Genomic DNA, 26,776 nt, shown 5'->3' with positions numbered 1-26,776 from the left:
TCGTCCGCACCTGTTCACCTGACGTCCACGGCTCGCGGCGCCAGGCGTACGCCCGCGCTCCTAGCGTCAGCGCCATGGCCCCGACCCGCGGTCCCCTCGATCCCGTCCAGCCGCTGCGCGTGCTCGTCGTCGCGGAGTCGTTCCTGCCGCAGGTGAACGGCGTGACCAACTCCGTCAGACGGGTGCTCGAGCACCTCGCCGCCGAGGGTCACGTCGCCGAGCTGGTCGCCCCCACCGGGCCGCCGACCTACGCCGGCTTCCCGGTGACGCACGCGCGGGGCGCCGCCCTGCCGTTCTACCGCGACTTCCGGATCGGGCTGGAGAGCCGGCGCCGCCTGGTCGCGGTGATGCAGCGGTTCCGGCCCGACGTCGTCCACGTCGCGTCGCCGGCGGTGCTCGGGCTGACCGCCGTGCGGGCCGCCGAGGAGCTCGGCATCCCGGTCGTCGCGGTCTACCAGACCGACCTCGTCGGCTTCGCGCAGCGCTACGACCTGGCCGGTGGGGTGCGCGCGATGACGTACCTGACGCGGCGCATCCACGGCGACGTCGCGCTGACGCTCGCACCCTCGACGGCCAGCCGCGACCAGCTGCTCGGCCTCGGCGTCGACCGGGTCGCGCTGTGGCGTCGCGGCGTGGACTCGTGCGCCTTCCACCCCGTACGACGGGACGCGGGCCTGCGCGCGACGCTGTCGCCGGAGGGGCGGCCCCTGGTCGGGTACGTCGGCCGCCTCGCGCCCGAGAAGGAGCTCGAGCTGCTGGCCGTGCTCGACCGGGACCCGCGCCTGCAGCTGGTGGTGGTCGGCGGCGGACCGGAGGAGGACCGGCTGCGCGCGCTGCTGCCCGACACCCGGTTCCTCGGCGTGCTCCACGGGGACGACCTCGGCCGGACCTACGCCTCCCTCGACGTCTTCGTGCACACCGGCCGGCACGAGACCTACTGCCAGTCCGCCCAGGAGGCCCTCGCCTCCGGGGTGCCGGTGGTGGCGCCGGCGCAGGGCGGACCGCTCGACGTGGTCGACCACGGCGTCGACGGGTTCCTCTACCCGCCCGGGGACGCCGCCGCGATGGCTGCGCACGTGGGCGACCTGCTGGAGGACCCCCTGCGCCGTCGGCTGCTCGGGGTCGCTGCGCGGCGGGCGGTCCGGGGGCGGTCCTGGGCCGCGGTCAACGCCGCCCTGGTCGAGCACTACCGCGGCGTCGTCGGCGCCGCAGGCGAGGTGCGTACGGCCGCCTGAGGCGCCGCAACCGTCACCTCGAGGCGCCGCGAGCGTCATCTCGGCTGTCCGCGAGCGTCATCTCGGCGGGTGGGTGACGACCTCCACGGCCTCCTCGACGGTGTCGACCAGGTGCACGTGCGGCTCCATCGGGCGGCCGCGGGCCAGCGCCCGCAGCAGCGGCCAGACCGGGAGCTCGTCGGTCCAGTACCGAGCGCCGACCAGCACCATCGGTGCGACCGACGCCTCGTCGGCGTAGTAGTTCTCGCAGGCGTCCTGGAAGACCTCCTGCACCGTGCCACCGGCGCCGGGCAGGAAGACGATGCCGGCGTCGCAGACCTCGAGCAGGATCGCCTCGCGGGTGGCGTTGCGGACGTACTTGGCCACCGCGGTGGCGAAGGCCCCCGGCGGCTCGTGCCCGTAGTGCCAGGTGGGGATCCCCAGCGAGGGCGTCGCCTCCGGCCAGCGGCCCACCACGTCGAAGGCCGCCAGCACCCAGGCGTCGATGGAGGGCCGGTAGGTGGGGACCCGGGCCAGCTGCTGCAGCGCCTCGTCGAGCACCGTGGCGTCGTACGACGCGAGCCGCGCCCCCAGGTTCGCGGCCTCCATCGCGCCGGGTCCACCCCCGGTCGCCACCGTCAGTGCGGCGCCCCGGGGGTCGGCGAGCAGCCGTCCGAGCCGGGCCGCGTCGCGGTAGGTCGCGTCGCCGCGTTCGGCGCGGTGCCCGCCCATCACGCCGACCAGGCGACGGCCCTCGCGCCACCGGGCCAGGGCCTCGTCGACGGCGTGGTCGTGCAGCGTCTCGGCCAGCGCGTGGGCGCCCTCCCCCTCACCACCGTCCTGGACCCAGGCGTAGGCACGCCCGTCCAGGCTGTCGGCCCAGTGCAGGGTGTCGTAGAGCTCGGCGGGGGAGTAGAGGTCGGCCCGGTAGACGTCCAGCGGGGTGTCCGGCAGCCCCGGCAGCACCAGTGCCCCGGCCTCCTCGGCGGCAGCGGCGTCACCCGCGGCGAAGGTGCAGCCCAGGAACGTCGCGCCCGCCAGCCGGCAGCGGCGCAGGGCCGCGCCGTGACCGGTGAGGTCGAGCGAGCGGACCCGCCACCCGGACAGCGACCGCGCGCCCGCCGCGAGACGCTCGTCCAGGTCGGCCACGGACCCGACGTCGACGGTGCGGCCCCGGGAGGACCGCATGCTCAGCGCACGCCCCAGGAGTAGGTCTGCTTGCGCAGCCCGAGGTACATGAACGTCTCCGTGCCCGCGACGCCCTCGATGGCGCGGATCGAGCCCGAGATGATCTCCAGCAGGTGGTCGTCGCTCTCGCAGACCAGCTCGGCCAGGATGTCGTAGCGCCCGGCGGTGACGACGACGTAGTCGACCTCCTCCAGCGCGCCGACCGCCTCGGCGACCGGCTCGATCGGGCCGTCGACGGTGATCCCCACCATGGCCTGGCGCGCGAAGCCGAGCTGGAGGGGGTCGGTGACCGCCACGATCTGCATCGCGCCGGTCTCGACCAGGCGGTGCACGCGCTGGCGCACGGCCGCCTCCGAGAGCTCGACCTTCTTGCCGATCGCGGCGAAGGAGCGACGTCCGTCGGTCTGGAGCTCGGCGATGATGGCCTTCGAGGTCTCGTCGAGCGGCGTGGGGCGCGGGTCGCGTCGCGTCGTCATGACGGCAACGTATCCCGCCCGACCTGGTGGTGACAGCCGCGCCCGGCCTGCATTACTACGAAGGATTTCGTTGCGTTCACGTTTCGTGACGACTCGATCCCTTGTCGGGGACCCCGTGCCGTGACACGATCCACCACACCCCGACCGGTGACCGGAGGACAGTGCATGCCGCCCCGCCCGCCCGAGAACAGCTCCGCAGGACCCGTGGCCCCCGAGCCCGCCCGACGCTCGACCCTCAGCCGTCGCGGGTTCCTCACCGCCGGGGGAGTGGCCGCCGGCGTCGGGGTCAGCGTCGCCGCGCTCGACCTGCCCTTCTTCTCCGTCGCCGGCGCCGCGCAGGACCCGATGGCCTGCCGGGCCGCCGACGTGTCGGCGAGCGACGCGCGGATGGTCATCTCCAACTGGACCGGCTACATCGACCCGCGCAACAAGCCGGGCTCCACGCTGGCCGACTTCACCTCCTCCACCGGCATCGAGGTGGAGTACAACGTCGACGTCAACGACAACGCGGAGTTCTACGCCAAGGTCAAGAACCAGCTCGGCTCCTGCGACCCGATCGACCGCGACCTGATCGTCCTCACCGACTGGATGGCGGCCCGGATGATCGGCCTGGGCTGGGTCCAGCCGCTGGAGCGGAGCGCGGTGCCGAACCTGCACCGGAACCTCATCCCCGACCTGCAGGGCAAGGCGTGGGACCCCGACGAGACCTTCCACGCGCCGTGGCAGAGCGGCCTGACCGGCATCGCCTACAACGCCGCCGAGGTCGACGAGGTCGGGTCCTTCACCGAGCTGCTGACGCGGGAGGACCTCAAGGGACGCATCACGCTGCTGACCGAGATGTACGACACCATGGGCTTCATGCTCAAGGTCGTCGGGGCCGACCCGGGCGACTTCACCTCCACGCAGTGGGAGGACGCGATGGACCGGCTGCGCCAGGTCATCGCCGACGGCCAGCTGCGCAGCTTCGCGGGCAACAACTACCTCCAGGACCTCTCGGCCGGCAACATCCTGGCCTGCGAGGCCTGGTCGGGCGACGTGCTGCAGGCCCAGCTGGAGAACCCCGACATCCGGTTCGTGGCGCCCGAGGAGGGCCTGTCGCTGTGGAGCGACAACATGCTGGTGCCCAACCAGGCCACGCACCAGGACAACGCCGAACGCTGGATCGACTACTACTACGACCCCGAGGTCGCCGCCCGGCTCGCGGCGTGGGTCAACTACATCTGCCCCGTCCAGGGCGCCCAGGAGGCGATGGAGCAGGTGGACCCCTCGCTGGTGGACAACCCGCTGATCTTCCCCGACGCCGAGCTGCTCCGCACCACGTGGGACTTCAAGGCGCTCGACGACCGTGAGCAGTCTCAGTACGAGAGGGAGTGGGCCGATGTCACGACTGGCTGAGCAGGAGGTGGCAGGGGACGCGCTGGGCGCTCCGGCGAGCGGTGAGGAGGGGCCGTACGACGGGCTCCGGATCCGGGCGCTCACGAAGTCCTTCGGCTCCTACACCGCGGTCCGCTCCCTCGACCTCGACATCCCGCGCGGCAGCTTCTTCGCGCTGCTCGGTCCGTCGGGGTGCGGCAAGACCACCACCTTGCGGATGGTCGCCGGACTCGAGCAGCCGACCTCCGGCACGATCACGCTGGCCGGGGAGGACATCACCCGGACCAAGCCGTACCGGCGCCCGGTCAACACCGTCTTCCAGAGCTACGCGCTCTTCCCGCACCTCGACGTCGCCGAGAACGTCGCCTTCGGCCTGAAGCGCCGCAAGGTCAAGGACGTCGCCGCGCAGGTCGAGGCGATGCTGGCGCTGGTCGAGCTGGAGACGCAGGCGTCCAAGAAGCCGGCGCAGCTCTCCGGCGGCCAGCAGCAGCGGGTCGCGCTGGCCCGGGCGCTGATCAACCGGCCCGAGGTGCTGCTCCTCGACGAGCCGCTCGGCGCGCTCGACCTGAAGCTGCGCCGCTCGATGCAGATCGAGGTCAAGCGGATCCAGACCGAGGTGGGGCTGACCTTCGTCCACGTCACGCACGACCAGGAGGAGGCCATGACCATGGCCGACACGGTCGCGGTGATGAACGGCGGCGTCGTGGAGCAGATGGGCGCGCCCTCGGAGCTGTACGAGAACCCCCGCAGCACCTTCGTGGCCAACTTCCTGGGCCAGTCCAACCTGATCGAGGGCACCGTACGGCGCCGCGACGCCGACCTGGTCACCGTCGACATGCACGGCGTGACCGTGAGCGTGCCGGCCCACCGGGTGCACACCGACGGCGACCGCGGCTGGGTCGGCATCCGTCCGGAGAAGGTGCTGATCGGCGAGGTCGGCGCCGAGCTCGACGCACCGGGCAACACCGTGCCGGGCGGCGTCATCACCGACGTGTCGTTCGTCGGAGTGAGCACGCAGTACCTCGTGCGGATGCCGTGGGGCCAGGAGCTGCAGGTCTTCGCCCAGAACACCGGCCGGCAGCGGATGTTCGCCCACGGCGAGCAGGTCGAGCTGTCCTGGCGCCCCGAGTACGCCTTCCTGCTCGACGCCTCGCAGGACGTGGCGGCCGGGGCGGACCGGGTCGTCGGGTGAGCGTCGAGGCGCCCGCGCCACCCCGGACGCCCGGGGGCGGACGTGCGGACCGCCCCGCCCGCCGCTCGCGCCGGCCCCGCGGGTCGGTCACCGGCTACCTGCTGCTCGCGCCGGCCGGGATCTTCCTGCTGGCCTTCTTCGTGGTGCCGTTCTACTCGCTGGTCGCGACCAGCCTCTTCGACCCGTCGGGCTCGGACTTCCGCGGCTACGAGATGACCTACGCGTGGGGCAACTACGTCGACGTCGTGCGCGACTACTGGGGCCCGCTGCTGCGCGCGATGGCGTACGGCGCCGCCGCCACCGCGGCCTGCCTGGTGCTCGGCTACGTGCTGGCGTACGCGATCGCCTTCAAGGCCGGGCGGTGGAAGAACCTGATGCTGGTGCTGGTCATCGCCCCGTTCTTCACCAGCTTCCTGATCCGCACCCTGAGCTGGAAGCTGATCCTGGCCGACGACGGGTTCGTGGTGAACACGCTGCAGGTGCTGCAGCTCCTCGGCGACGACGGCCGGCTGCTGGCCACGCCGTTCGCGGTGATCGCGGGGCTGACCTACAACTTCCTGCCGTTCATGGTGCTGCCGCTCTACGCCAGCCTCGACAAGCTCGACCCGCGCCTCGTGGAGGCCTCCAGCGACCTCTACGCCAACCCCGTCGCCGGGTTCTTCAAGGTGACCTGGCCGCTCTCGCTGCCCGGCGTCGTCTCGGGGACCCTGCTCACCTTCATCCCGGCCACCGGCGACTACATCAACGCCGAGCTGCTGGGCTCGACCAACAACCGGGTGATCGGCAACGTCATCCAGAGCCAGTTCACCGACGCCAACAACTACCCGGTCGCCGCCGCGCTGTCGGTGCTGCTGTCGGTGCTGATCGTGGTGATGGTGCTCGTCTACGTGCGCCGCGCCGGGACGGAGGAGCTGCTGTGAGGTGGGTCCGCGACAACCTCGTGCTGCTGCTCGGGCTGGCGGTGCTGGTCTACACGTTCGTGCCGATCGCGGTGGTGGTGCTGATGAGCTTCAACGCCCCCGACTCGCGGCTGGTCTACAGCTTCGACGGGTTCACCCTCGACAACTGGCTGAACCCCTGCGCCGACCCCGACCTGTGCTCCGCGCTGGGGGTCAGCATCCGGATCGGTGCCCTGGCCACCGCCGGGTCGACCGTGCTCGGCACGCTGGCCGCCTTCGCCCTGGTGCGGCACCGCTTCCGCGGTCGCTCGGCCTCGAACCTGCTGATCTTCCTGCCGATGGCCACCCCGGAGGTCGTGCTCGGCAGCTCGCTGCTGGCGCTCTTCGTCGCCTCCGGCCTGGCCGGTCAGCTGGGGTTCTGGACCATCCTGATCGCGCACGTGATGTTCTGCCTGTCCTTCGTCGTCGTCACGGTGCGCGCCCGCCTGGCCGGCATGGACGACGCGCTGGAGCAGGCCGCGATGGACCTCTACGCGACCCCGGCGCAGACCTTCTGGCGGGTCACCTTCCCGCTGGTCCTGCCCGGCATCCTGGCTGCCGCGCTCCTCAGCTTCTCGCTGAGCTTCGACGACTTCATCGTCACCAACCTCAACTCTGGCAACACCACCACGTTCCCGATGTACGTCTGGGGCGTCGCCCGGGTGGGCATCCCGATGCAGGTGAACGTGATCGGGACCCTGATGTTCGTGCTGTCGATCGCGGTCGTGATCGGCGTCGAGGTCCGCAACCGGAGGCGGCAGGTCCCCGTTGCCTGACACCCTCGCCGACGCCGCCCCCCGCTGCTACTGGCTCGACGACCCGGCCCGCCCGGACCCGCTGCCGCCGCTGCTCGAGGACGTCACCGCCGACCTGGTCGTCGTGGGCGGCGGGTACGCCGGGCTGTGGGCCGCGCTGCGGGCCCTCGAGCGCGACCCCGGTCGCACGGTCGTGGTGCTCGAGGCAGGCTCGTGCGGCCAGGAGGCGAGCGGGCGCAACGGCGGCTTCGCCTCGGCCAGCCTCACCCACGGCTTCGGCAACGGCCTCGAGCGGTGGCCCGAGGAGCTCGCGCAGCTGGACCGGCTCGGGGCGGAGAACCTCGCCGCGATCGGCGAGACGGTCGAGCGGTACGCCGTCGACTGCGACTTCCGCGTCTCGGGCGAGCTCACCGCGGCCACCGCGCCGCACCAGGTCGAGGAGCTGGCCGCGCTGGGGGAGGCGATGGCGGCGGCCGGGCACGACGTCGAGGTCCTCGACGCCGCCGCGACCCGGGCGCGCGTCGACTCCCCGACCTGGCTCGGCGGGCTGCACGAGCCCGGCGGGACCGCCCTGGTCGAGCCGGCCCGCCTGGCGTGGGGCCTGCGCGAGGCCGTCCGTGGCCTGGGCGGCGTGGTCCACGAGGGCAGTCCCGCCACCGGGCTGGCGCGCGAGGGCGCCGGGGTACGGGTGCGTACCGTCCGCGGGAGCGTCACGGCGCGGCACGTCGTGCTGGCCACCAACGCCTTCCCGTCGCTGCTGCGCCGACTACGGTTGATGACGGTGCCGGTCTACGACCACGTGCTGATGACCGAGCCGCTCGACGCCGAGCAGCGCGCGGCGATCGGGTGGGCCGGGCGGGAGGGCCTGGCCGACGCCGGCAACCTCTTCCACTACTCCCGGCTGACCCGCGACGACCGCCTGCTGTGGGGCGGCTACGACGCGGTCTACCACTGGGGCAGCCGGATCGACCGGTCGCTGGAGCAGGGCCGGACGCACGCCCTCCTGGCCGAGCAGCTCGTCGACACGTTCCCCGCGCTGGCCGACGTGGGGATCTCGCACCGCTGGGGCGGCGTGATCGACACCTGCACCCGGTTCACCGCGTTCTTCGGCACCGCGCTGGGTGGGCGCGTCGGGTACGCCGCCGGCTACACCGGGCTCGGCGTCGCCGCGACCCGGTTCGGCGCCGACGTGGTCCTCGACCTGCTGGCGGGGGAGGAGACCGAGCGGACCGCGCTGCGGATGGTGCGTGAGAAGCCCCTGCCCTTCCCTCCCGAGCCGCTGCGCTGGGGCGGGATCACCGCCACCCGGCACTCCCTGGCCGCAGCCGACGCCCGGGGCGGGCGCCGCAACCTGTGGCTGCGCGGGCTCGACCGGGCCGGGCTCGGCTTCGACTCCTGACCCACCGGGAGCAACGAACCGGGACCAACGGACCCCGGGGAATGTTCGGCGATGCGTCGTGCGCGGCCGCGGCGCTGGTGATGATGTGACCGGTCCTGCCCGAGGACCGTCCCCCCAGCACCGACGAGAGGCATCCCCCCATGTCCGTCTTCCACCAGAACCCGACCCGCCGCGCCGCCCTCCTGGCCACGTCCGGCGCCCTGACGTTGTCCTCCCTGATCCTCGCGTCCGCACCGACCTACGCCGCCGGCGCGGACCGGGACGACGACGGGATGCCCGACCGCTGGGAGGCGCGTCACGGGCTCGACCCGCAGCGTGCCGACGCCCGCGCCGACCTCGACAGGGACGGCCTGCGCAACCTCGCCGAGCTCCGCCGGGGCGCGCTGCCCGAGGACGAGGACTCCGACGGGGACGGCCACGACGACGGGGACGAGGTCCTCGACGACGACCGCGACACCGACGTGGACGACCGCGATTCCGACGACGACGGCATCCGCGACGGCGACGAGGACTCCGACCGCGACGGCGTGGACAACGAGGACGAGGACGACGCCTCCGAGTCCTGCCGCGAGGACGACGACGACGCCGACGACGACCACGTCTCGGACGAGGACGAGAACGACTTCGGCTACCGCGCCGACGACGACGACTCCGACGACGACGGTGTCCTCGACGGCGACGAGGACCACGACGGCGACGGTCAGCACGACGAGGACGACGACGACGAGGAGGGGGACGACTGCTCGCTCGACGACGGCGAGGACGACGGCGACCTGCTCGGGCTCGTCACGTCCTTCGACGAGACCACCGGCGAGCTCCAGATCGCCGCGGGCGAGAACACGCTGAGCTTCATCGTCACCGCGGACACCGAGATCGAGCTCGAGGACCGCGACGACCGCGACGACGACGGGGACCGCGACGACGACGGGGACCGCGACAGCGACGGGGACCGCGACAGCGACGAGGACCGCGACGACGAGGGTTCGACCGCCGACCTGACCGTCGGCACCGAGGTCGTCGAGGTCGACCTGGACGACGACGGGACGCTCGAGGAGATCGAGCTCCTGCGCCGCTGAGGTGGACCTGCGGCCGGGCGGCGGGCCGCCCGGCCGCCCGGCCAGACAGCCAGACGGCGGGCGGTCAGGCCGGAACGGCGACCCTGACGTGGCGAGCCGCCAGCCGCTCGGCCAGCTCGGCGGCCTGGGTACGGATCTCCGGCACCGCCGTGGTCTCCCACAGCGCGCCCTTGCGCGGGGGGCCGACCACGTGGAGGTCAGGGACGACCAGGCCCTGGTCGTCGAGCACCGTGCCGTCGGGCAGGCAGGCCACGCCGAGCCCGAGGGCGTCCCGGGCCAGCAGCCGGCGACGGCGCAGTGCCGCGAGCAGCGGGACGGCGGTGGCGTCGAGGTCGGTCAACGGGCCGGTGCAGTTGACGACCGCGTCGGCCTCGATGCTGCGCCCGCCGGCGAGGGCGACCCGCGCCTGCGTACCGAGGTCCTCCACGGCGGTGAGGCCGCCGCCGACGACCTCGAGGCGGCCCTGGTCGGCGTACGACCGGATCCTCTCGGCGACGCCGGGCGCCATCCGGTGGCGCAGCACCTCCCAGCCGCGGGCGTGCTCGCGCACGAACCTCGCGCGCTCCGCGGTGTCGAGCCGGAGCCAGAGCCGCTGGGTGGTCCCGCGCAGCCCGTCGACGACCGAGCGCCAGCAGACGCCCCGCTCCCGGGCCCGGTCGACCTGCGCGGTGACCAGCGCGGCCAGGCCGTCGGCGCTGAGCGGGCCGGTCGGTGCCTGGGTGACCCAGCTGGTGGAGCAGGGCAGGGGCAGGTGCGCGCGGGGGAGCAGCCCGTTCCGGCTCAGCATCACCACGCGCCGCCGGGTGTCGCCGTCGAGCAGGGTGATGGCGGCGTCCACCGCGGTGAGGCCGCTGCCGACCAGGACGACGGTGGCGTCGTCGGCCAGCGCGTCGAGGGCCGCGGTGTCCCAGGCGCTCGGCAGGTGCCAGGAGGTCTCCGGCAGCGGCCCGTCGGTCGTGCTCAGCGCGCGGGGCGGGAGGTTGCCGTAGGCCAGGACGACACCGTCGGCCCGGGTCGTGCCCTGCGGGCCCCGGACGTAGTAGCCGGGTCCCACCGGTGCCGGGAGGACGTCGGCCACCTCCTCGGTACGCACGGTCAGGCGGCCGTCGTCGGCCTCGGCGAGGAGGTGGTCGAGGTAGGCCGCGTAGGTCGCGCGGGGCAGGAACCCCAGCGGGTCGACCGGGCGGCCGGCGCCCAGCGCCCACTCCACGAGGTGCCCGGGGTCGTCGGGGAAGGCGCTCATGTCGCGGCTGCGCACGTTCAGCAGGTGCCGCTCGTCGGTCGTGCCGTACGCCACCCCGCGCGCGACGGCCGCGCCGCGCTCGTGGAGCACGACGCGCAGGTCGCTGCCGCGCGAGGCGTGCAGCAGGTGGACGGCGGTGAGCGTGCCGCTCGCCCCGCCCCCGATGATCGAGATCGTGGTCACCCAGGCCTCCTCAGGTCGGTTCTCGACAAAGGCTACTGGATTAGTTCGGTTTAGCGGTGTCCGGTGCGGTGCGTCGCGACGACTCTTCCGTCGCGGGCTGCCCGGGTCCACACTGGTGGCGTGACCGAGGTCCTCGTCTGGTTCGTCGTCCCGCTGGTGGCGTTCGGTCCGCTGACGGCGCTCGGTGCGCGGCGCCGCGGCAACCCGTGGGCCCTGGCGGTGCTCGCCGGGCTCGTCTTCCCGCTCACCTGGGTGCACTGGTACGTCGCCGACGAGCTGCCGCTGCCGCGGACCGACCGGGCGTGAGGCGGTCCGCGTCGCGGGCGTGAGCAGTGCAGCGGATCGGTACGCGTATCCGGCACCGATCCGCTGCACTGAGCCCTGAGCGGTCGGTCACGGCACGCCCGGTACGGGTTGCCGGCGCGGCCGATCCGGCCCGACCCCTGGATCGCGCGGAGGACTCCCTCGTCAGTCGGTCAGGCGCCGTTGCCGCCGTTGCCGGGCGGCATCCGCTCCGCGTCGAAGTGCTCGTCCCGCCCCTGCTCGCCGCACCGGCGGCAGAAGTAGCGCCCCTCGGCGTCGCGCTGGTTGCGCCGGAACGAGTGCAGGCCGAGGCGGCAGCGGAGCGGTCGGGAGGTCATCGCCCCATCATGCCCGCCCACGCCGCGCCTCGGCGCGGTCTCAGATGAGCGAGCCGGCCTTGTCGAGCACGACGCGCAGGATCTGCTCCATCTCGTCGAAGTGCTCCTGGGTGCAGACCAGCGGGGGCGCGAGCTGGACGACCGGGTCCCCGCGGTCGTCGGCGCGGCAGTAGAGGCCCTCGGCGAAGAGCTGCTTGGAGACGAAGCCGTAGAGCAGGCGCTCGCACTCCTCGGAGGTGAACGACTCCAGGGTGTCCTTGTCCTTGACCAGCTCGATGCCGAAGAAGTAGCCGTCGCCGCGGACGTCGCCCACGATCGGGAGGTCCTTGAGCCGCTCGAGGGTGGCGCGCAGCGCGTCGGTGTTGTCCCGGACGTTCTCCAAGACCTTCTCGTCCTCGAAGATGTCGAGGTTCTTCATCGCGACCGCGGTGGAGACCGGGTGCCCGCCGAAGGTGTAGCCGTGGGCGAAGGAGACCTTGTCGGCCAGGAACGGCTCCATCAGGCGGTCGCTGGCGATCATCGCGCCGAGCGGGGCGTACCCCGAGGTGATGCCCTTCGCGCAGGTGATGATGTCGGGCTGGTAGCCGAAGCGCTCGGCGCCGAAGAAGTAGCCCAGCCGGCCGAAGGCGCAGATGACCTCGTCGGAGACCAGCAGCACGTCGTACTCGTCGCAGATCTCGCGGACCCGCTCGAAGTAGCCCGGGGGCGGCGGGAAGCAGCCGCCGGCGTTCTGCACCGGCTCCAGGAAGACCGCGGCGACGGTGTCGGGGCCCTCGTTCTCGATGGCGACGGCGATCTGGTCGGCGGCCCAGCGGCCGAAGGCCTCGGGGTCGCTGCCGTCGAGGAAGCCGCCGGTGATCTCGGCGGCGCGGTAGATGTTGGTGTTCGGCACCCGGAAGGTCGAGGGGACCAGCGGCTCGAACTGCTGCTTGAGCAGCGGCAGCCCGGTGATGGACAGCGCGCCCTGGGTGGTGCCGTGGTAGGCGATGGCGCGGCTGATGACCTTGTGCTTCATCGGCTTGCCGGTGAGCTTGAAGTAGTTCTTGGCCAGCTTCCAGGCGCTCTCGACGGCCTCGCCGCCGCCGGAGGTGAAGAAGACCCGGTTCAGGTCGCCGGGGGCGTAGCCGGCCAGCCGCTCGGCGAGCTCGATCGCGGTCGGGTGCGCGTAGGACCACAGCGGCATGAACGCCAGCTCGCGCGCCTGCTTGGCCGCGGCCTCGGCGAGCTCCTCGCGTCCGTGGCCGAGCTGGCTGACGAACAGCCCGGCCAGGCCGTCGAGGTAGCGCTTGCCCTGGGCGTCGAAGAGGTACGCCCCCTCGCCCCGGACCATGATCGGCACGTCTGCGTGGTCGTAGGAGCCGTGGCGCGTGAAGTGCATCCACAGGTGGTCCTTGGCAGCCTGCTGGAGGTGGTCGTAGTCCGGGTGCATGGGTCCATGGTGCGCGCTGGTCCGGCCCGGATGCAAGCGGATTCGTGGCGATCCGATCGATTTGTGACGAAATCCGTCGCTGAGGGCTGTCTCGTCGGTGTATACCTGTCGCATGCGTGACCTCGTCATCCGGGACGGGCGGGTCTTCGACGGACACCGCCTGCGCGGGCCCAGGACCGTGGTCGTGCGCGGCACCAGGATCGTCGCCCTGCTCGGCCCGGGGGAGCCCGAGCGGTGGGCGGACGACGCCGAGGTCGTCGAGGCCGGGGGCGGGCTGGTCCTCCCCGGCCTCGTCGACGCCCACGTCCACGCCGTCCAGGGCGGGCTCGAGCGGATCCGCTGCGACCTCACCGCGCACACCGACCGGCCCGCCACCCTGGCCGCGGTCGCGGCGTACGCCGCGGCCCACCCGGACCTTCCCTGGGTCCTGGGCGGCGGGTGGTCCATGTCGGCCTTCCCGGGCGGTACGCCCACCGCCGCCGACCTCGACGCCGTCGTCGGGGACCGGCCGGTATTCCTTCCCAACCGCGACCACCACGGCGCCTGGGTCAGCAGCCGCGCCCTGGCGATGGCCGGTGTCGACGAGCGCACGCCCGACCCGCCCGACGGACGCATCGAGCGGGACGACCGCGGGCGTCCGACCGGGACCCTGCACGAGGGCGCGATGGCGCTGGTGTCGCGACTGGTCCCGCCGACGACCGACGCGGAGTACGACGCGGCGCTGCTGGCCGGGCAGGCCTACCTGCACTCCCTGGGCGTGACCGGCTGGCAGGACGCGATCGTCGGCGACTACGCCGGCCTGGACGACCCCGGCCCGGCCTACCGGCGCGCGGCCGGGCGCGGTGCTCTCACCGCCCACGTCGTCGGGGCGCTGTGGTGGGACCGGGAGCGCGGCGTCGAGCAGCTCCCGGACCTGCTGGCCCGCCGCGACTCCTACTCCCAGGGCCGGTTCCGGGCGACCAGCGTCAAGGTGATGCAGGACGGGGTGGCCGAGAACGGCACCGCGGCGCTGGGGGCGCCGTACCTCGACCGCTGCGGTCACGCGACGGCCAACCACGGGCACTCCTTCGTCGACCCGGCGGCGCTGCGCGAGGCCGTCGTGGCGCTCGACGCGGCGGGGTTCCAGGTCCACGTGCACGCCATCGGCGACCGGGGGGTGCGCGAGGCGCTGGACGCGTTCGCGGACGTCCCCGTGGGACGCCGGGGCGTCGGGCGGCACCACGTGGCCCACCTGCAGATGGTCGACCCCGTCGACCTGCCGCGCTTCGCCGAGCTCGGCGTCGCCGCCAACGCCCAGGCGCTGTGGGCGTGCCTCGACGAGCAGATGACTCAGCTGACGCTGCCGTTCGTCGGCGCGGAGCGGGCCCGGTGGCAGTACCCGTTCGGCGCGCTGGTCCGCCACGGCGCGAGGCTGGTGATGGGCAGCGACTGGCCGGTGAGCAGCCCGGCGCCGTTCGAGGCGATCCACACCGCCGTCAACCGCACGTCCTACGGCGAGCACGGGCGAGGTGGCACCGAGGCGTTCCTGCCCGAGCAGGCGGTGGACCTCGTGACCGCGCTGGCGGCATACACCTCGGGCAGCGCCTGGGTGAACGGCCGCGAGGCCGAGGTCGGCACCCTGGCCCCGGGCAGGGAGGCCGACCTGGTGCTCCTCGACCGGGACCCGTTCGCCGGTCCGGTCACGGAGATCGGTGCGGCGCAGGTCGTCGGGACGTGGGTGGCGGGGGAGCGGGTCTTCGGATCCTGATCCGTCAACGACCGGTGAGCCCGCCCGACGTGAGCACCTCCACCAGGTCGTCGGGCGCGGTGAGCACGCCCGGGACGACACCGGGCGCCGACGCCTCGCCCGGCGCAGTCGTGGACGGGTCGTCGGTCAGCCGCACGTCGCGGCAGCCGAAGCCGTCGACCGCGACACCGGTCAGGTCCGTGCCGGCGTCGCCGTCGGCGGCGAGCACGAGCAGGTAGCGCGGGCCGAGCTCCTCGGTGCACAGCCGACCGTCGTCCGCCGGCGCGAGCTCGGCCAACGCGGCCGCGAGGTCCGGCAGCCGGTCGGCGGCGACCTGCTGCGGGCGCGTCTGCCGGGTCCAGGCCGCGCCCTCCGCGCCGTCCGCGAGCTGGTAGCGGCAGACCCAGGCGCGGTCCGGTGCTGCGAGGTCCGGGGCGGAGGCCGCCGGGTCGGTGCCGCCGAAGGCGTCGTCGTCCCGGCCGGGCAGCCGGGCGGGGCAGGGGCGGCCGTCCTGCGCCGCGAGCTCGTCGACGGCCGGGTCGGTGCGGGCCAGGTCGGTCGTGGTGCCGCCGGGGTCGGGCGCGTCGCCGCCGGTGTCGGCGCCGGTGTCGGCACCGCAGGCGGACATGGTCGCGAGCAGCAGGGCCGTCAGGGCGGCCGGGACGGCGGTGCGGGACGAGCGGTGTCGCACGGGTCCTCCTCGGGGGGTCGGTGCCGGTGGGACGGCCACGGGCCCGTCCTGGTTCCGATCCTGCCGGGACGAGCACCAGGTGCCGTTCGGCCCTGGACGGCACGCCCGGGGTCCCGGAGCGTGACGGTGTGAGCACCCTCTCCCACCCCGCGCGCGCGACCGACGGCGACCGCCTGCGTGCTGTGGCGACCCGTCTGGCCACCCATGGTTCGGACCGGGACCCGGACTGGATCGCCACCGTCGAGCGGTGGGTCGAGGACGCGTCGACGGGGTTCACCGGCGCCCGCATCCAGACCTACGTCCCGCTCCTGGTCGAGCACATCGTCCGCGACCGGATCGCCGCGACGACGGCTGCTCAGACCACCTCGACCTGAGGGGCGTAGAGCGCCATCGCAGCGAGCGCGCGCTCGTGGTCCGCGGTGGTGCCGCCGGCGCAGGCCGACGACTCGACCCGCACCCAGGCGCCCGCGTCGGCCGCGGCGAGCGCGGTCGAGAGGACGCAGCAGTCCGTGGCGACGCCGCACAGCACGAGGTGGCGGGAGCCCCCGGTCGCCGCGAGCAGCTCCTCGCCCCACTTGCCCATCGTCGGTCGGCTGACGACCGGCACGGTCGCAGGCAGCAGCGCCGTCACCTCCGGCACCAGCTCCCACAGCCCGGTGTGCGCCGGGTCGAGGGCGAACGGCCAGGTGCGGTAGTACTCGGCCCAGGAGCCCTGCGGTGCGACCGGCGGGACGAACCGGGTCGCCACGACCCGGCCGCGGTGCTGCTCGACGAGGCCGGGGAGCCGGTCCACGACCTCGGCGAAGCCGGGTACGCACCACGGGCTGACCTGGTCGGCGAAGACGTGCTGGAGGTCGATGACGACCAGCCACGGCTCGTCGCGCGGGCCGGTACGCCCTGCCGGCACCGTCAGCGCCCCTCGGTGCGGGCCACCGCGCCGCGCTGCAGCAGCAGGTAGCCGGCGAACCCGATCGCGAGCGCGACCGGCACCCCGATCGCGGCGAAGGCCCACTCGCCCTCCTTGCCGCCGAACGGGCCCATCAGGTAGCCCTGCCAGGACAGCCAGCCGGCGTAGGTGTTGGTGACCAGGCCCCACCCGACGGCGGTGCCCACCACCATCACGCCGAGGGTCGGCCAGCGGACGGCGCCGTAGCGGCCGCTCCGGTCGCTCAGCGCGGCCTCGTCGTAGTCGCCGCGACGCAGCAGCAGGTCGGCCAGCATGATCCCGGCCCAGGCGGAGATCGGGACGCCGAGGGTGATCAGGAACCCCTGGAACTGGCCGAAGAAGTCCTCCCCGAAGAACAGCACGTAGACCGAGCCCAGCACCATCAGCAGCCCGTCGATCCCGGCGGCGACCGGTCGTGAGACCGGGAGGCCCAGGGCGAGCAGGGACAGCCCCGAGGAGTAGATGTCCAGCAGCGCCCCGCCGACGAGGCCGAGGACGACCACGACGACGAACGGGACCAGGAACCACGTCGGCAGCAGGCTCGCGAGCGCACCGATCGGGTCGAGACCGATCGCCTCGCCCAGCGCGGGGTCGGAGCCGGCGAGCAGCAGGCCCAGCCCGATCAGGACCAGGTTGGCCACCGACAGGCCGGCCGTGGTCCAGGCCGCGACACCGAAGGTCGACGCGCCCCGGGGCAGGTAGCGGGAGTAGTCGGCGGCGGCGTTGATCCAGCCGAGCCCCGTGGCGGTGGCGACGAGGACGATCGCACCGACCACCCCGGCCGTCGTGCCGGAGGGCAGTGCGGTGGCCGCGCCGAGGTCGATCCGGTCGAGCACCAGCACCAGGTAGACCGCGGTCAGGGCGACGCCGATCCCGGTGATCCAGGTCTGCACCCGCATGATCAGGTCGAAGCCGATGACGCCGCCGGCCACGATCAGCACGACCACGACGGCCAGCGCGATCGCGAGCGTGACGTCCCCGCCGCCCCAGCCGAGCTCGCGGAAGACGGTCGCCGTGGCCAGGGCCGCCAGCGAGGTCAGCACGGTCTCCCAGCCCACGGTCAGCAGCCACGACACCGCGGAGGGCACCCGGTTGCCCTCGACGCCGAACGCCGCGCGCGAGAGCACCAGCGTGGGCGCGGAGCCCCGCTTGCCGGCCGTGGCGACCAGGCCCGCCAGCAGCCCGGCGCCCACGATCCCGACCACCGAGGCGACCACGGCCTGGCCGAGGCTGATCCCGTACGACAGCGCGAACGCGCCGTAGCTGATCCCGAACACGGAGATCGACGCGGCCGTCCAGGGCCAGAACAGGTCGTGGGGGCGGCCCTTGCGCTCGCCCTCCGCGATCACGTTGATGCCGTTGGTCTCGACGCGTCCCTGGGGCCCCGCGGGGGCCTGCTCGGTCATGCGTCGACCCTACGGTCCGCCGGACCGCACCGGGGAGGGGCCGTCGGTAGGGTCCGGGGCATGAGCAGCCAGGCCGACCTCGGGGCGCTCAAGGCGCTCCTCCGCTCCGACCCCGTGGTCGAGGAGGGGCTGGACGAGTACTGCGTGCTGGTCGCGGACGCGGACGACTTCGCCCCCTGGGTCGATGCCGCACCACGCGTCGGGGAACCGTTCGCCCGTGACGGCAGCGAGCACGAGTTCTGCCTCCTCCCGAACGGAGCCGTCCTGCTGTACACGCCGCTCTCGGACGATCCGTACGTGGTCGTGGGGGCGGACCTGCGGGAGTTCCTCGGGCTGCTGCTCCACGGCAACGGCGCCCAGGTCGGCGGTCTCGCCTACGACCGGGACGAGACGGCCGAGGAGCTGGCGGACGGTCCGGACGCCGACGAGGAGCTGAGCAGCTCCGAGCAGGCGGCGCTGGACCGGCTGACGGACGTGTTCGGGCTGGTGCGGTGGTCCGACCCCCGGGCCCGGCTGGTGGAGCTGCAGGCCCTCCTGCCGACCTGAGGGCGCGGGTCGATACTCACGGCCGCACGCCGCATGACGACGGAATCGGTTGACGACCACGTTTCGCCCTACCGAATCCGTGGGGAAGTGCCCTAGGGTCGGAGCATGGCGAACCAGACCTTCCGCAACGTCGTCGGGGGCGAGCTCGTCGAGGCCGCCTCGGGCGAGACCTCCGACGTCCTCGACCCCACCACCGGCGAGGTGTACGCCACCGCGCCGCGTTCCGGCGCGGAGGACGTGGACCGTGCCTTCCGCGCCGCCGAGACGGCCTTCGAGACCTGGGGCGACACGACCCCGGCCGAGCGGCAGCTGGCGATGCTGCGCATCGCCGACGCCCTGGAGCGCCGCGCGGACGAGTTCGTGCGGGTGGAGAGCCGCGACACCGGCAAGCCGCTGGGCTTCACCACCACCGAGGAGCTGCCGCCGGCGATCGACCAGCTGCGCTTCTTCGCCGGCGCGGCCCGGGTGCTCGAGGGGAAGTCGGGCGGGGAGTACCTCGCCGACCACACCTCGTTCGTGCGCCGCGAGCCGATCGGCGTCGTCGGCCAGGTGACGCCGTGGAACTACCCGCTGATGATGATGGTCTGGAAGATCGCGCCGGCGCTCGCCGCCGGCAACACGATCGTGCTGAAGCCGAGCGACACCACGCCGGCCTCGACCACGCTGTTCGCCGAGCTGTGCCAGGAGTTCCTGCCGCCGGGGGTGTTCAACGTCGTCACCGGTGACCGCGAGACCGGGCGCACCCTGGTCGAGCACCCGACGCCGCAGCTGGTCGCGATCACCGGCTCGGTCCGCGCCGGCATGCAGGTGGCCCACTCCGCGGCCGACCAGCTCAAGCGCGTCCACCTCGAGCTCGGTGGCAAGGCGCCGGTGATCGTCTTCGACGACGCCGACGTCGAGGCCGCCGCCGAGGGCATCGCCGCCGCGGGCTACTTCAACGCCGGCCAGGACTGCACCGCCGCCACCCGGGTGCTGGCCGGGCCCGGCGTCCACGACGACTTCGTGGCGGCCCTGGCCGAGCAGGCGCGAGGCACCCGTACCGGCATGCCCGACGACGAGGACGTCCTCTACGGACCGCTCAACAACGCCGACCAGCTCGACCGCGTCTCGGGCATGGTCGACCGGCTGCCCGACCACGCCGAGGTGCGTGCCGGCGGCAGCCGGCAGGGCGACCGTGGCTACTTCTACGAGCCCACGGTGCTCTCCGGGCTGCGCCAGGACGACGAGCAGGTGCAGGACGAGATCTTCGGCCCCGTCATCACCGTCCAGCGGTTCTCCGACGAGGGCGAGGCGCTGCGCTGGGCCAACGGCGTGAAGTACGGCCTGGCCTCCTCGGTCTGGACCCGCGACCACGGCCGCGCCATGCGGATGGCCAAGCGGCTCGACTTCGGTGCGGTGTGGATCAACACCCACATCCCGATCGTGGCCGAGATGCCGCACGGCGGTTTCAAGCACTCCGGCTACGGCAAGGACCTGTCCATGTACGGCCTCGAGGACTACACGCGCCTCAAGCACGTCATGTCCTACATCGGCGAGTGAGGAAGACGGACGCATGAGGATCCTGCTGGCCGGCGCCGGGGGCGTCGGCGGGGCGTTCGCGGCCATCGCCGCGCGCCGCGACTTCTTCGAGACCATCGTGGTCGCCGACTACGACCTCGCCCGCGCCGAGCGCGCCGCGGCGGTCGACGCGCGGTTCACCGCCGCGCAGCTCGACGCCTCGGACGCCGACGCCGTGACGGCGCTGTGCCGCGAGCACGGCGTCACGCACCTGATGAACGCCGTCGACCCCGTCTTCGACATGCCGCTCTTCGAGGGCGCGCTGGCTGCCGGCGCCGACTACCTCGACATGGCGATGTCGCTCTCGCGCCCGCACCCCGAGACGCCGTACGAGACCCCCGGGGTCAAGCTCGGCGACGAGCAGTTCGCCCGGGCGGGCGCGTGGGAGGACGCGGGCCGGCTCGCGCTGGTCGGGATCGGGGTCGAGCCCGGCCTCTCCGACGTCTTCGCCCGCTACGCCGCGGACCACCTGTTCTCCGAGATCGACGAGCTCGGCACCCGCGACGGCGCCAACCTCGTGGTGCGGGACGAGAGCGGGGCGGAGGTGTTCGCGCCGTCGTTCTCGATGTGGACGACCATCGAGGAGTGCCTGAACCCGCCGGTGGTGTGGCAGGACGGCGCCTGGCACACGACCGCGCCGTTCAGCGAGCCCGAGGTCTTCGACTTCCCCGAGGGCATCGGGCCGGTCGAGTGCGTCAACGTCGAGCACGAGGAGGTGCTCCTCATGCCGCGCTGGGTCGACTGCCGTCGCGCGACCTTCAAGTACGGCCTGGGGGAGGAGATGATCACCATCCTGCGCACCCTGCACACCCTCGGCCTGGACTCGACCGAGAAGGTCCGGGTCAAGGGCGTCGAGGTCTCCCCGCGCGACGTGGTCGCCGCCTGCCTGCCCGACCCCGCCACCATCGGCCCGCTGATGACCGGCAAGACCTGCGCCGGCCTCTGGGTCACCGGCACCGGCAAGGACGGCGAGCCCCGCTCGACCTACCTCTACCACGTGGTCGACAACGAGTGGACGATGCGCGAGTACGGCCACCAGTGCGTGGTGTGGCAGACCGCGGTCAACCCCGTGGTCGCCCTCGAGCTGCTCGCGCGCGGCACCTGGAGCGGCGCCGGCGTGCTCGGCCCCGAGGCCTTCGACGCGGTGCCGTTCCTGGACCTGCTCACCGAGTACGGCGCCCCGTGGGGCGTCCAGGAGATGACTCCCTAGACGCCCCGGTCCGCTCGGCCCCGGACCACTCGGCCCGGGACCACTCGGCCCCGGACCGGTCAGCGGCCGCGGCCCACCGAGAACACCGTCGTGGTGCCGGAGACCTCGTTGCCGACCGCGAGCAGCGGCCGGCGTACGGGGCTGTCCTTGCGGGAGACGAAGGCCAGGCCCTCGGGACCGAGGTCGCCGGCCTCGGGCGTCTCAGCAGCCGCGGAGAAGTCGCGGGCGTTGACGTAGTCCACGAACCGGGCGCGACGCGGCGTGGTGACGTCGAAGGTCATCACGCCGCCGACCCGCTCGAGACCGACGAAGGCGTACGTCCGGCCGCCGACCTTGCCGAGCGTGACGCCCTCGGGCTCGGGGCCCTTGTCGTCGCTGCGGTTGTCGAACGAGTCGTTGTCGTCGTTGGTGGCGTTGAAGGCCACCGCGGGGTCGACGCCCCCGGCGCCGCCGGCCAGGAGGGACTCGAACCGGCTGCCCGAGTCGTAGACCTGCTCGCCGTCGGTCGTCCAGATGCTGAAGGACCGGCCACCGAGGGTGACCACCTCCTCGCGGCAGGCGGCCTCGCCCTCGCCACGGATGCCGTCCTCCTCGGAGACGTTCAGGCGGCCGAGCGCCTCGTCGGCGAGCAGCTCCTCGGCGTCGGGGAAGGCGTCGGCGCACAGCGGGTAGCGGCTGTCGGCGAGGCGCTCGGAGTCGACGTAGTCGCCCCACTCGCGGGCGTCGCCCTCGTTGGCGGTGACCAGGTAGGTCGTGCCCCGCACCTCGTACGACGCGATCGAGTCGGGCAGGTAGAGCCCGCTGACGTCCCACGGCTGCTGGTTGACGGCGCCGTCGCGGTCGCTGGCGTCGAGGCCTGCCCCCGAGGCGGTCCAGTCCTTGGTGCCCAGGGGCATCAGCTCGCGCACCCGCGCCCGGCGCAGGTCGACGGCGGCCACGGTGTTCGCCTCCTGCACGGTCAGGTAGGCGGTGCGGGAGGAGGCATCGACGGTGACGTACTCCGGCTCGAGGTTGCGGGCGACGCGGCCGGCCGGCCGCTGGCCCTCCGGCACCGCGACGTCGGGGCCGTAGACCCGGACACGGTCGGGCAGGGCGTCGCCCCCGAAGGCGCGGAAGCCGGCCAGGCGCGAGGCACCCTGCCTGCCGGCGAGGGCCCGCTCGACGTCGACCACGCCCACCGAACCGGCCGGGTCAACCGAGAAGTCGTCGGCCGGCTCGGCCTCGTTGGCCGTGACGACCTGCGCGCCGTCGGGGGTGAAGGTGAGGTTGTCGGGCTGCACGCCCGTGCGGACCGCGCCCAGGAAGGCGACGTCGCCGCGGGTGCGGAAGAACGCGACCCAGCCCGGCGAGACCTTGTCGCCGGCCTCGACCGCCGCGGCCAGCAGCCCGTCCTGCACCGCGACCGAGTTGACCTGGGCGTCGGCGTCGATCGTGGAGCCGTCCGCCGACGCGAGACCCGCGACGGTGACCCCGCCGACCCGGGTGGGCCGGTCGGGGTCACGGGCGTCGAGCACGTCGACGGCGCCGGAGAGGGCGTTGACGACGAAGTACCGCTGCGTGCGGGGGTCGTGCTCGACGATCTCGGCGGCCGACTCGTCGAACTGGCCGGTCACGTGGGTGCCGCGGGGGGTCAGGGCCACCCCGTCGTCGGCCGGGGCGGCGAGCGCCGGGGCGGCGGTGGACAGGGCGAGCACGGCCGCCGCGGCGAGCAGCACGGGACGGGGCCGGGGACAGGAGAGGGTCACGCGCGGATCCCACCGCCCCCGGGTGAACGCCCGCCCAACACCGTCCGACCGGCTAGAAGGCGTGGGCCATCAGGTCGCCGAACAACGCGTGCTCGTCCACCTCGAGGCCGCGGGCCCGGAACCACGTGCAGACGTTGGTGCAGTCGCGCATCAGGTAGTCCGCGCCGTTCAGGTTGCCGACGAGGTCCACCACCTGCGGCAGGTCGATCACGACCAGGCGATCGCCCGCGGCCAGCAGGTTGTAGGCCGACAGGTCGCCGTGCACCAGGCCGCTGTGCACCAGGGTCGTCATGACCTCGCGCAGCTGGTCGAAGTACGACGCCAGCAGGGCGGGGGAGGGACGGGCCTGGGCGAGCCGCGGCGCCGTGACCGGGCCGTCCTCGCCGTCGACGACGACCCACTCCATCAGCAGCTCGGTCCCGTCCACCTGGACCGGGTAGGGCACCGGGAGCCCGAGCAGGTGGCAGCGCACGAGCGCGTCCCACTCGGCGGTCGCCCACTCGCCGGCGGCGACCTGGCGGCCCCAGGTGCTGCCCCGCTTGAGCGCCCGCTCGTCGCGCGAGCGCCGCACGCTGCGGCCCTCGGTGTAGCCGGCCGCGCGGTGGAAGCTGCGGTGCTCCGGGCTGCGGTAGCGCTTGGCCGCCATCACCACCGACTGCGCCGGGTCGTGGGGGTCGGCGCGCTCGAGGAGGTGGACGTCGGCCTCCTTGCCGGTCTTCAGGACACCGAGCTCGGTGTCGACGGCGCCCTGGGAGGTCACCACCCAGCCGGGGCGTGGCTCGGGTCCGCGGCAGAGCGGGTCGACGTCGAGCCAGGTCGACCAGCGGGCGCCGTCGGGGAGGTCGTCGTAGGCGGTGAAGGAGAAGGTGAAGCGGGGGTCAGCGGCGGGTGCCGCCGGTGCTGCGTGGTCGTGCGTCATCGCGTGGGGTGCTCCGTCGGGAGAGGAGGGTCGGGTCTGCGGGCAGGCCGCGGGCAGTCGTCGACATGTCGTGCTCCTCTCGGGCGGGCGCACCACGCGCCCGGCTCGACCCCAGGGTGGGGCCGGCCGGGCGCGCGGCGCAACGGGTTATCGCGGCCCGTCCAGCAGGTGCTGGGTCAGCAGGTGCTGGGGGACGGAAGGCCCTGCACCCGGCCCTCCAGCCACGCCAGTGCCTTCGGGTAGGACTCGACCGCGCCGCCGACGTGGGTCGGGGCGATCCCGGCCCGGAAGGCGACGGTGGCACCCCCGGCGCACCACTGCGTGGCGGCAGTGCGGGCCTGGGCGAAGGGGACGACGTCGTCGAGGCGCGTGTGGGCCATCAGGACCGGGACCTCGGGCGCCTGGTCGCCGACGCGCAGCCGCTCGAGCACCCGGGCGATGTCGGGGCGGGCGAGGAACTCGGTGATCGGCCGGCCGCTGCGGGTCAGGTCGCGCGAGTCGGTGAACGCGAGCTCGCCGATCCCGTCGGAGGTGCAGGTCTGCTTGGCGGCCCGGACCGTACGACGCCCCTCGGCGTTGAGCAGGTCCGAGATGCCCAGCCGCGGGTAGTCGGCGTCGAGCGCGGCCACGGAGTACAGCAGGAACGCGGCGTAGATCGAGCGGTCCAGCGGGCCGGCGACCTTCGCGAGGTCGGCCGGGACCGCCCCGGCGTACCCGCCGGCGAGGTTCAGCCCGGGTGCGTAGTCGGCCGCCTGCTCGAGTGCGCCGGCCGAGGCGTTGCCGCCCTCGGAGTAGCCGGCGGTGTAGACCGGGGCCGAGGTCGGCACGGCGTCGGTCTCGACGCGGGTCGCGGCCCGGGCGGCGTCGAGCACGTTGCGCCCCAGCGCGACGGTGTTGACGTAGGCGTGGGTGCCCGGGGTGCCGAGGCCCTCGTAGTCGGTCACGACGACGGTGTAGCCGCGGGCGACGAGCCCGCCGATGAAGGCCGACTCGTACTCCGACCCGGCCTGCAGCTGCCGTGAGGGCGCGCACCGGTCGGCCATGCCCTGGGTGCCGACGGCGAACGAGACCAGCGGCCGCTCGCCCGGCCCGACCCACTCCGCAGCCGGGGTGAGCAGCGTGCCGGTCACCGCGGTGCGCTCGCCGTGGGCACCACGGCTGGTGTACATCAGCCGCTGGGCCCGGGCGGGGACGTCGCCGGGGGTCAGGACCGTCTCGGTCGGCTGCTGCTTGAGCACCCGGCCCGGAGGCCCGGACAGGTCGGCGGGCGGGGTGTAGAAGCCGCCGGCGACGGCCGCGGCGGTCGCCGCCCGGGCAGCGGTGCGCTGCGCCCGGTCGTCGGCGCCCGGTGCGGCCGCGGTCGCCGTGGCGGCCGGCAGGAGGGTCAGGGCGAGGGCTGCGGTGGCGGTCGCGGCCAGGGTGCGGAGCATGGGTCCCCCGGGGGTCGTGCGCCGGCGGGGAGTCGCCGACGGTGGCCCGAGGCTAGCCGTGACGACCGACACACGTCAGGTGTCGGGTGGGGTGGGGTCAGGCCGTGGCGGCGAACGCCTCGGCGAGCACGTCGAGGCCCTCGTGCAGCAGCGCGTCGGTCGTCGACAGCGGCGGCAGCACCCGGATCACGTTGCCGTAGGTCCCGCAGGTCAGCACGACCACGCCGGCGGCGTGGCAGGCCGCCGCGACGGCGGCCGTCCGTGCGGCGTCCGGCTCGGTGGTGCCGGGCACGCACAGCTCGACCGCGACCATCGCCCCGCGCCCGCGCACCTCGGCCACGACCGGGTGCGCGGCGGCGAGCGCGCCGAGCCGCTGGTGCAGGATCACGCCGACCTCACGGGCCCGGCCGACGAGGTCGTGGGTGCGCATCTCCTCGAGCGCCCCGAGGGCGGCGGCGCAGGCCAGCGGGTTGCCGCCGTAGGTGCCGCCGAGACCGCCGGTGTGCACGGCGTCCATCAGCTCGGCGCGACCGGTGACCGCGGCCAGCGGCAGCCCGCCGGCGATGCCCTTCGCGGTCGTCACCAGGTCGGGCACGACGCCCTCGTGGTCGCAGGCGAACCAGTCGCCGGTGCGGCAGAAGCCGGACTGCACCTCGTCGGCGACGAGGACGACGCCGTGCTCGCGGCACCAGCGGGCCAGTGCCGGCAGGAAACCGGGGGCGGGCACGACGAAGCCGCCCTCCCCCTGGACGGGCTCGATGACCACGCAGGCCAGGTTGTCGACGCCGACCTGCTTCTCCATCACCTCGACCGCCCGGGCGGCGGCCTGCTCGCCGCTGAGCCCGTCGCGCAGCGGGTAGGACATCGGGGCGCGGTAGACCTCACCGGCGAACGGCCCGAAGCCGTGCTTGTAGGGCATCACCTTCGCCGTCATCGCCATCGTCAGGTTGGTGCGCCCGTGGTAGGCGTGGTCGAAGACCACGACCGCGTCGCGGCCGGTGGCCACGCGCGCGATCTTGACGGCGTTCTCGACGGCCTCGGAGCCGGAGTTGAACAGGGCCGACTTCTTGGCGTGGTCGCCGGGGGTGACCTCGGCGAGGGCCTCGCAGACGTCGACGTAGGCGTCGTACGGCGTGACCATGAAGCAGGTGTGGGTGAAGGCGTCGAGCTGCTCGCGCACCCGGCGGACGACGGCCTCGGCGCTGTTGCCGACGGTCGTCACCGCGATGCCGGAGCCGAGGTCGATGAGGGTGTTGCCGTCGACGTCGCGCAGGACCCCGCCGCCGGCGGCCTCCACGAACACCGGCAGCGCCGTGCCGACGCCGTCGGCCACGTGGGCCTTCTTGCGGGCCAGCCGCTCCCGCGAGCGCGGCCCGGGGACCTCGGTGACGAGGTTGCGCTCCTGCGTGAGACCCGGTCCGCCGGTGATCGTCTGCGTCATGGTCGGATGCTACGGCCGATCCGCCGCTGCGGGCAGGCTGCGACACTGGGC

Annotated in this window: 25 protein-coding genes; 13 read left to right on the top strand and 12 right to left on the bottom strand. The window is 73.7% G+C overall.

Annotated features, from left to right (window positions below):
* Positions 1-74 precede the first annotated feature (74 nt).
* On the top strand, positions 75-1,235 hold the full coding sequence (locus GV155_RS12280) for a glycosyltransferase family 4 protein (RefSeq protein WP_160008306.1): 1,161 nt from the start codon (positions 75-77) through the stop codon (positions 1,233-1,235).
* 57 nt (positions 1,236-1,292) lie between these two features.
* On the opposite strand, the gene GV155_RS12275 is transcribed toward GV155_RS12280, so the two are convergent.
* Positions 1,293-2,402, bottom strand: a complete 1,110-nt coding sequence (locus tag GV155_RS12275; RefSeq protein ID WP_160008304.1) for an LOG family protein — start codon at positions 2,400-2,402, stop codon at positions 1,293-1,295.
* 2 nt (positions 2,403-2,404) lie between these two features.
* A complete protein-coding gene (locus GV155_RS12270; protein WP_160008302.1) occupies positions 2,405-2,878 on the bottom strand; it encodes an Lrp/AsnC family transcriptional regulator in 474 nt (157 codons plus the stop codon).
* A gap of 165 nt (positions 2,879-3,043) precedes the next feature.
* On the opposite strand from GV155_RS12270, the gene GV155_RS12265 reads away from it, so the two are divergent.
* From GV155_RS12265 to GV155_RS12240, 6 genes are all read left to right on the top strand, one after another.
* Positions 3,044-4,273 (top strand): polyamine ABC transporter substrate-binding protein, encoded by a 1,230-nt coding sequence (locus GV155_RS12265; RefSeq protein ID WP_236554296.1) that lies wholly within the window; start codon positions 3,044-3,046, stop codon positions 4,271-4,273.
* On the top strand, positions 4,257-5,444 hold the full coding sequence (locus tag GV155_RS12260) for an ABC transporter ATP-binding protein (protein ID WP_160008300.1): 1,188 nt from the start codon (positions 4,257-4,259) through the stop codon (positions 5,442-5,444). The genes GV155_RS12265 and GV155_RS12260 overlap by 17 nt, the downstream gene beginning before the upstream one ends.
* Positions 5,441-6,364, top strand: a complete 924-nt coding sequence (locus GV155_RS12255) for an ABC transporter permease (RefSeq protein WP_160008298.1) — start codon at positions 5,441-5,443, stop codon at positions 6,362-6,364. Before GV155_RS12260 ends, GV155_RS12255 begins: the two co-directional genes overlap by 4 nt.
* Positions 6,361-7,158 (top strand): ABC transporter permease, encoded by a 798-nt coding sequence (locus GV155_RS12250; protein WP_236554295.1) that lies wholly within the window; start codon positions 6,361-6,363, stop codon positions 7,156-7,158. The genes GV155_RS12255 and GV155_RS12250 overlap by 4 nt, the downstream gene beginning before the upstream one ends.
* Positions 7,151-8,536, top strand: coding sequence for an NAD(P)/FAD-dependent oxidoreductase (locus GV155_RS12245; RefSeq protein ID WP_160008296.1), 1,386 nt, complete (start codon positions 7,151-7,153; stop codon positions 8,534-8,536). Before GV155_RS12250 ends, GV155_RS12245 begins: the two co-directional genes overlap by 8 nt.
* A gap of 140 nt (positions 8,537-8,676) precedes the next feature.
* A complete protein-coding gene (locus GV155_RS12240) occupies positions 8,677-9,612 on the top strand; it encodes a hypothetical protein (RefSeq protein WP_160008294.1) in 936 nt (311 codons plus the stop codon).
* A gap of 64 nt (positions 9,613-9,676) precedes the next feature.
* Here GV155_RS12240 and GV155_RS12235 read toward each other — a convergent pair whose 3' ends face one another.
* Positions 9,677-11,038 (bottom strand): FAD/NAD(P)-binding protein, encoded by a 1,362-nt coding sequence (locus GV155_RS12235; protein WP_236554294.1) that lies wholly within the window; start codon positions 11,036-11,038, stop codon positions 9,677-9,679.
* Between the two features lie 120 nt (positions 11,039-11,158).
* On the opposite strand from GV155_RS12235, the gene GV155_RS12230 reads away from it, so the two are divergent.
* A complete protein-coding gene (locus GV155_RS12230; protein ID WP_160008292.1) occupies positions 11,159-11,344 on the top strand; it encodes a hypothetical protein in 186 nt (61 codons plus the stop codon).
* A 170-nt stretch (positions 11,345-11,514) separates the two neighbouring features.
* Here the strand turns inward: GV155_RS12230 and GV155_RS12225 are convergent, their stop codons facing one another.
* Both GV155_RS12225 and GV155_RS12220 read right to left on the bottom strand, forming a co-directional pair.
* A complete protein-coding gene (locus tag GV155_RS12225) occupies positions 11,515-11,679 on the bottom strand; it encodes a hypothetical protein (RefSeq protein WP_160008290.1) in 165 nt (54 codons plus the stop codon).
* Between the two features lie 40 nt (positions 11,680-11,719).
* Positions 11,720-13,108: an aspartate aminotransferase family protein gene (locus GV155_RS12220; RefSeq protein WP_160008288.1), complete on the bottom strand. Its 1,389-nt coding sequence runs from the start codon at positions 13,106-13,108 to the stop codon at positions 11,720-11,722.
* Between the two features lie 112 nt (positions 13,109-13,220).
* On the opposite strand from GV155_RS12220, the gene GV155_RS12215 reads away from it, so the two are divergent.
* A complete protein-coding gene (locus GV155_RS12215) occupies positions 13,221-14,855 on the top strand; it encodes an amidohydrolase (protein ID WP_160008286.1) in 1,635 nt (544 codons plus the stop codon).
* A 4-nt stretch (positions 14,856-14,859) separates the two neighbouring features.
* On the opposite strand, the gene GV155_RS12210 is transcribed toward GV155_RS12215, so the two are convergent.
* Positions 14,860-15,525: a hypothetical protein gene (locus GV155_RS12210; RefSeq protein WP_160008284.1), complete on the bottom strand. Its 666-nt coding sequence runs from the start codon at positions 15,523-15,525 to the stop codon at positions 14,860-14,862.
* A 128-nt stretch (positions 15,526-15,653) separates the two neighbouring features.
* Between GV155_RS12210 and GV155_RS12205 the strand changes: the two genes are divergently transcribed.
* Complete coding sequence (locus GV155_RS12205; protein WP_160008282.1) at positions 15,654-15,899, top strand: three-helix bundle dimerization domain-containing protein; 246 nt, start codon at positions 15,654-15,656, stop codon at positions 15,897-15,899.
* Here the strand turns inward: GV155_RS12205 and GV155_RS12200 are convergent.
* Both GV155_RS12200 and GV155_RS12195 read right to left on the bottom strand, forming a co-directional pair.
* A complete protein-coding gene (locus tag GV155_RS12200; protein ID WP_236554293.1) occupies positions 15,881-16,432 on the bottom strand; it encodes a cysteine hydrolase family protein in 552 nt (183 codons plus the stop codon). The genes GV155_RS12205 and GV155_RS12200 overlap by 19 nt on opposite strands.
* Positions 16,433-16,434: 2 nt before the next feature.
* Positions 16,435-17,877 (bottom strand): purine-cytosine permease family protein, encoded by a 1,443-nt coding sequence (locus tag GV155_RS12195; RefSeq protein WP_160008280.1) that lies wholly within the window; start codon positions 17,875-17,877, stop codon positions 16,435-16,437.
* A 60-nt stretch (positions 17,878-17,937) separates the two neighbouring features.
* Between GV155_RS12195 and GV155_RS12190 the strand changes: the two genes are divergently transcribed.
* The 3 genes from GV155_RS12190 (at position 17,938) to GV155_RS12180 (ending at position 21,190) form a co-directional block, all read left to right on the top strand.
* Positions 17,938-18,423, top strand: coding sequence for a hypothetical protein (locus tag GV155_RS12190; protein WP_160008278.1), 486 nt, complete (start codon positions 17,938-17,940; stop codon positions 18,421-18,423).
* Between the two features lie 105 nt (positions 18,424-18,528).
* Positions 18,529-19,962 (top strand): gamma-aminobutyraldehyde dehydrogenase, encoded by a 1,434-nt coding sequence (locus GV155_RS12185; protein ID WP_160008276.1) that lies wholly within the window; start codon positions 18,529-18,531, stop codon positions 19,960-19,962.
* 13 nt (positions 19,963-19,975) lie between these two features.
* Positions 19,976-21,190 (top strand): saccharopine dehydrogenase family protein, encoded by a 1,215-nt coding sequence (locus GV155_RS12180; RefSeq protein WP_160008274.1) that lies wholly within the window; start codon positions 19,976-19,978, stop codon positions 21,188-21,190.
* Between the two features lie 59 nt (positions 21,191-21,249).
* Here GV155_RS12180 and GV155_RS12175 read toward each other — a convergent pair whose 3' ends face one another.
* From GV155_RS12175 to gabT, 4 genes are all read right to left on the bottom strand, one after another.
* Positions 21,250-22,935, bottom strand: a complete 1,686-nt coding sequence (locus GV155_RS12175) for a choice-of-anchor I family protein (RefSeq protein WP_201300153.1) — start codon at positions 22,933-22,935, stop codon at positions 21,250-21,252.
* 52 nt (positions 22,936-22,987) lie between these two features.
* Positions 22,988-23,854 (bottom strand): serine protein kinase RIO, encoded by an 867-nt coding sequence (locus tag GV155_RS12170; protein WP_160008272.1) that lies wholly within the window; start codon positions 23,852-23,854, stop codon positions 22,988-22,990.
* A 176-nt stretch (positions 23,855-24,030) separates the two neighbouring features.
* The gene (locus GV155_RS12165; protein WP_160008270.1) at positions 24,031-25,284 is read right to left on the bottom strand and encodes a lipase family protein; all 1,254 of its coding nucleotides are present in this window, start codon (positions 25,282-25,284) and stop codon (positions 24,031-24,033) included.
* A gap of 97 nt (positions 25,285-25,381) precedes the next feature.
* A complete protein-coding gene (gene gabT / locus GV155_RS12160) occupies positions 25,382-26,725 on the bottom strand; it encodes a 4-aminobutyrate--2-oxoglutarate transaminase (RefSeq protein ID WP_160008268.1) in 1,344 nt (447 codons plus the stop codon).
* Positions 26,726-26,776 lie beyond the last annotated feature (51 nt).

The sequence above is a fragment of the Nocardioides sp. AX2bis genome, from assembly GCF_902506435.1.
Taxonomy (GTDB): Bacteria; Actinomycetota; Actinomycetes; order Propionibacteriales; family Nocardioidaceae; genus Nocardioides.
The sequence above is the reverse complement of the archived record's forward strand: the minus strand, read 5'-3'. Positions and strand labels throughout refer to the sequence as shown.

Coding starts and splice junctions, on each gene's coding strand:
- GV155_RS12270 (WP_160008302.1), bottom strand. CDS start 2,878: ATGACGACGCGACGCGACCCGCGCCCCACGCCGCTCGACGAGACCTCG.
- GV155_RS12165 (WP_160008270.1), bottom strand. CDS start 25,284: ATGCTCCGCACCCTGGCCGCGACCGCCACCGCAGCCCTCGCCCTGACC.
- GV155_RS12225 (WP_160008290.1), bottom strand. CDS start 11,679: ATGACCTCCCGACCGCTCCGCTGCCGCCTCGGCCTGCACTCGTTCCGG.
- GV155_RS12265 (WP_236554296.1), top strand. CDS start 3,044: ATGCCGCCCCGCCCGCCCGAGAACAGCTCCGCAGGACCCGTGGCCCCC.
- GV155_RS12215 (WP_160008286.1), top strand. CDS start 13,221: ATGCGTGACCTCGTCATCCGGGACGGGCGGGTCTTCGACGGACACCGC.
- GV155_RS12240 (WP_160008294.1), top strand. CDS start 8,677: ATGTCCGTCTTCCACCAGAACCCGACCCGCCGCGCCGCCCTCCTGGCC.
- GV155_RS12180 (WP_160008274.1), top strand. CDS start 19,976: ATGAGGATCCTGCTGGCCGGCGCCGGGGGCGTCGGCGGGGCGTTCGCG.
- gabT (WP_160008268.1), bottom strand. CDS start 26,725: ATGACGCAGACGATCACCGGCGGACCGGGTCTCACGCAGGAGCGCAAC.
- GV155_RS12275 (WP_160008304.1), bottom strand. CDS start 2,402: ATGCGGTCCTCCCGGGGCCGCACCGTCGACGTCGGGTCCGTGGCCGAC.
- GV155_RS12220 (WP_160008288.1), bottom strand. CDS start 13,108: ATGCACCCGGACTACGACCACCTCCAGCAGGCTGCCAAGGACCACCTG.
- GV155_RS12185 (WP_160008276.1), top strand. CDS start 18,529: ATGGCGAACCAGACCTTCCGCAACGTCGTCGGGGGCGAGCTCGTCGAG.
- GV155_RS12195 (WP_160008280.1), bottom strand. CDS start 17,877: ATGACCGAGCAGGCCCCCGCGGGGCCCCAGGGACGCGTCGAGACCAAC.
- GV155_RS12190 (WP_160008278.1), top strand. CDS start 17,938: ATGAGCAGCCAGGCCGACCTCGGGGCGCTCAAGGCGCTCCTCCGCTCC.
- GV155_RS12260 (WP_160008300.1), top strand. CDS start 4,257: ATGTCACGACTGGCTGAGCAGGAGGTGGCAGGGGACGCGCTGGGCGCT.
- GV155_RS12170 (WP_160008272.1), bottom strand. CDS start 23,854: ATGACGCACGACCACGCAGCACCGGCGGCACCCGCCGCTGACCCCCGC.
- GV155_RS12280 (WP_160008306.1), top strand. CDS start 75: ATGGCCCCGACCCGCGGTCCCCTCGATCCCGTCCAGCCGCTGCGCGTG.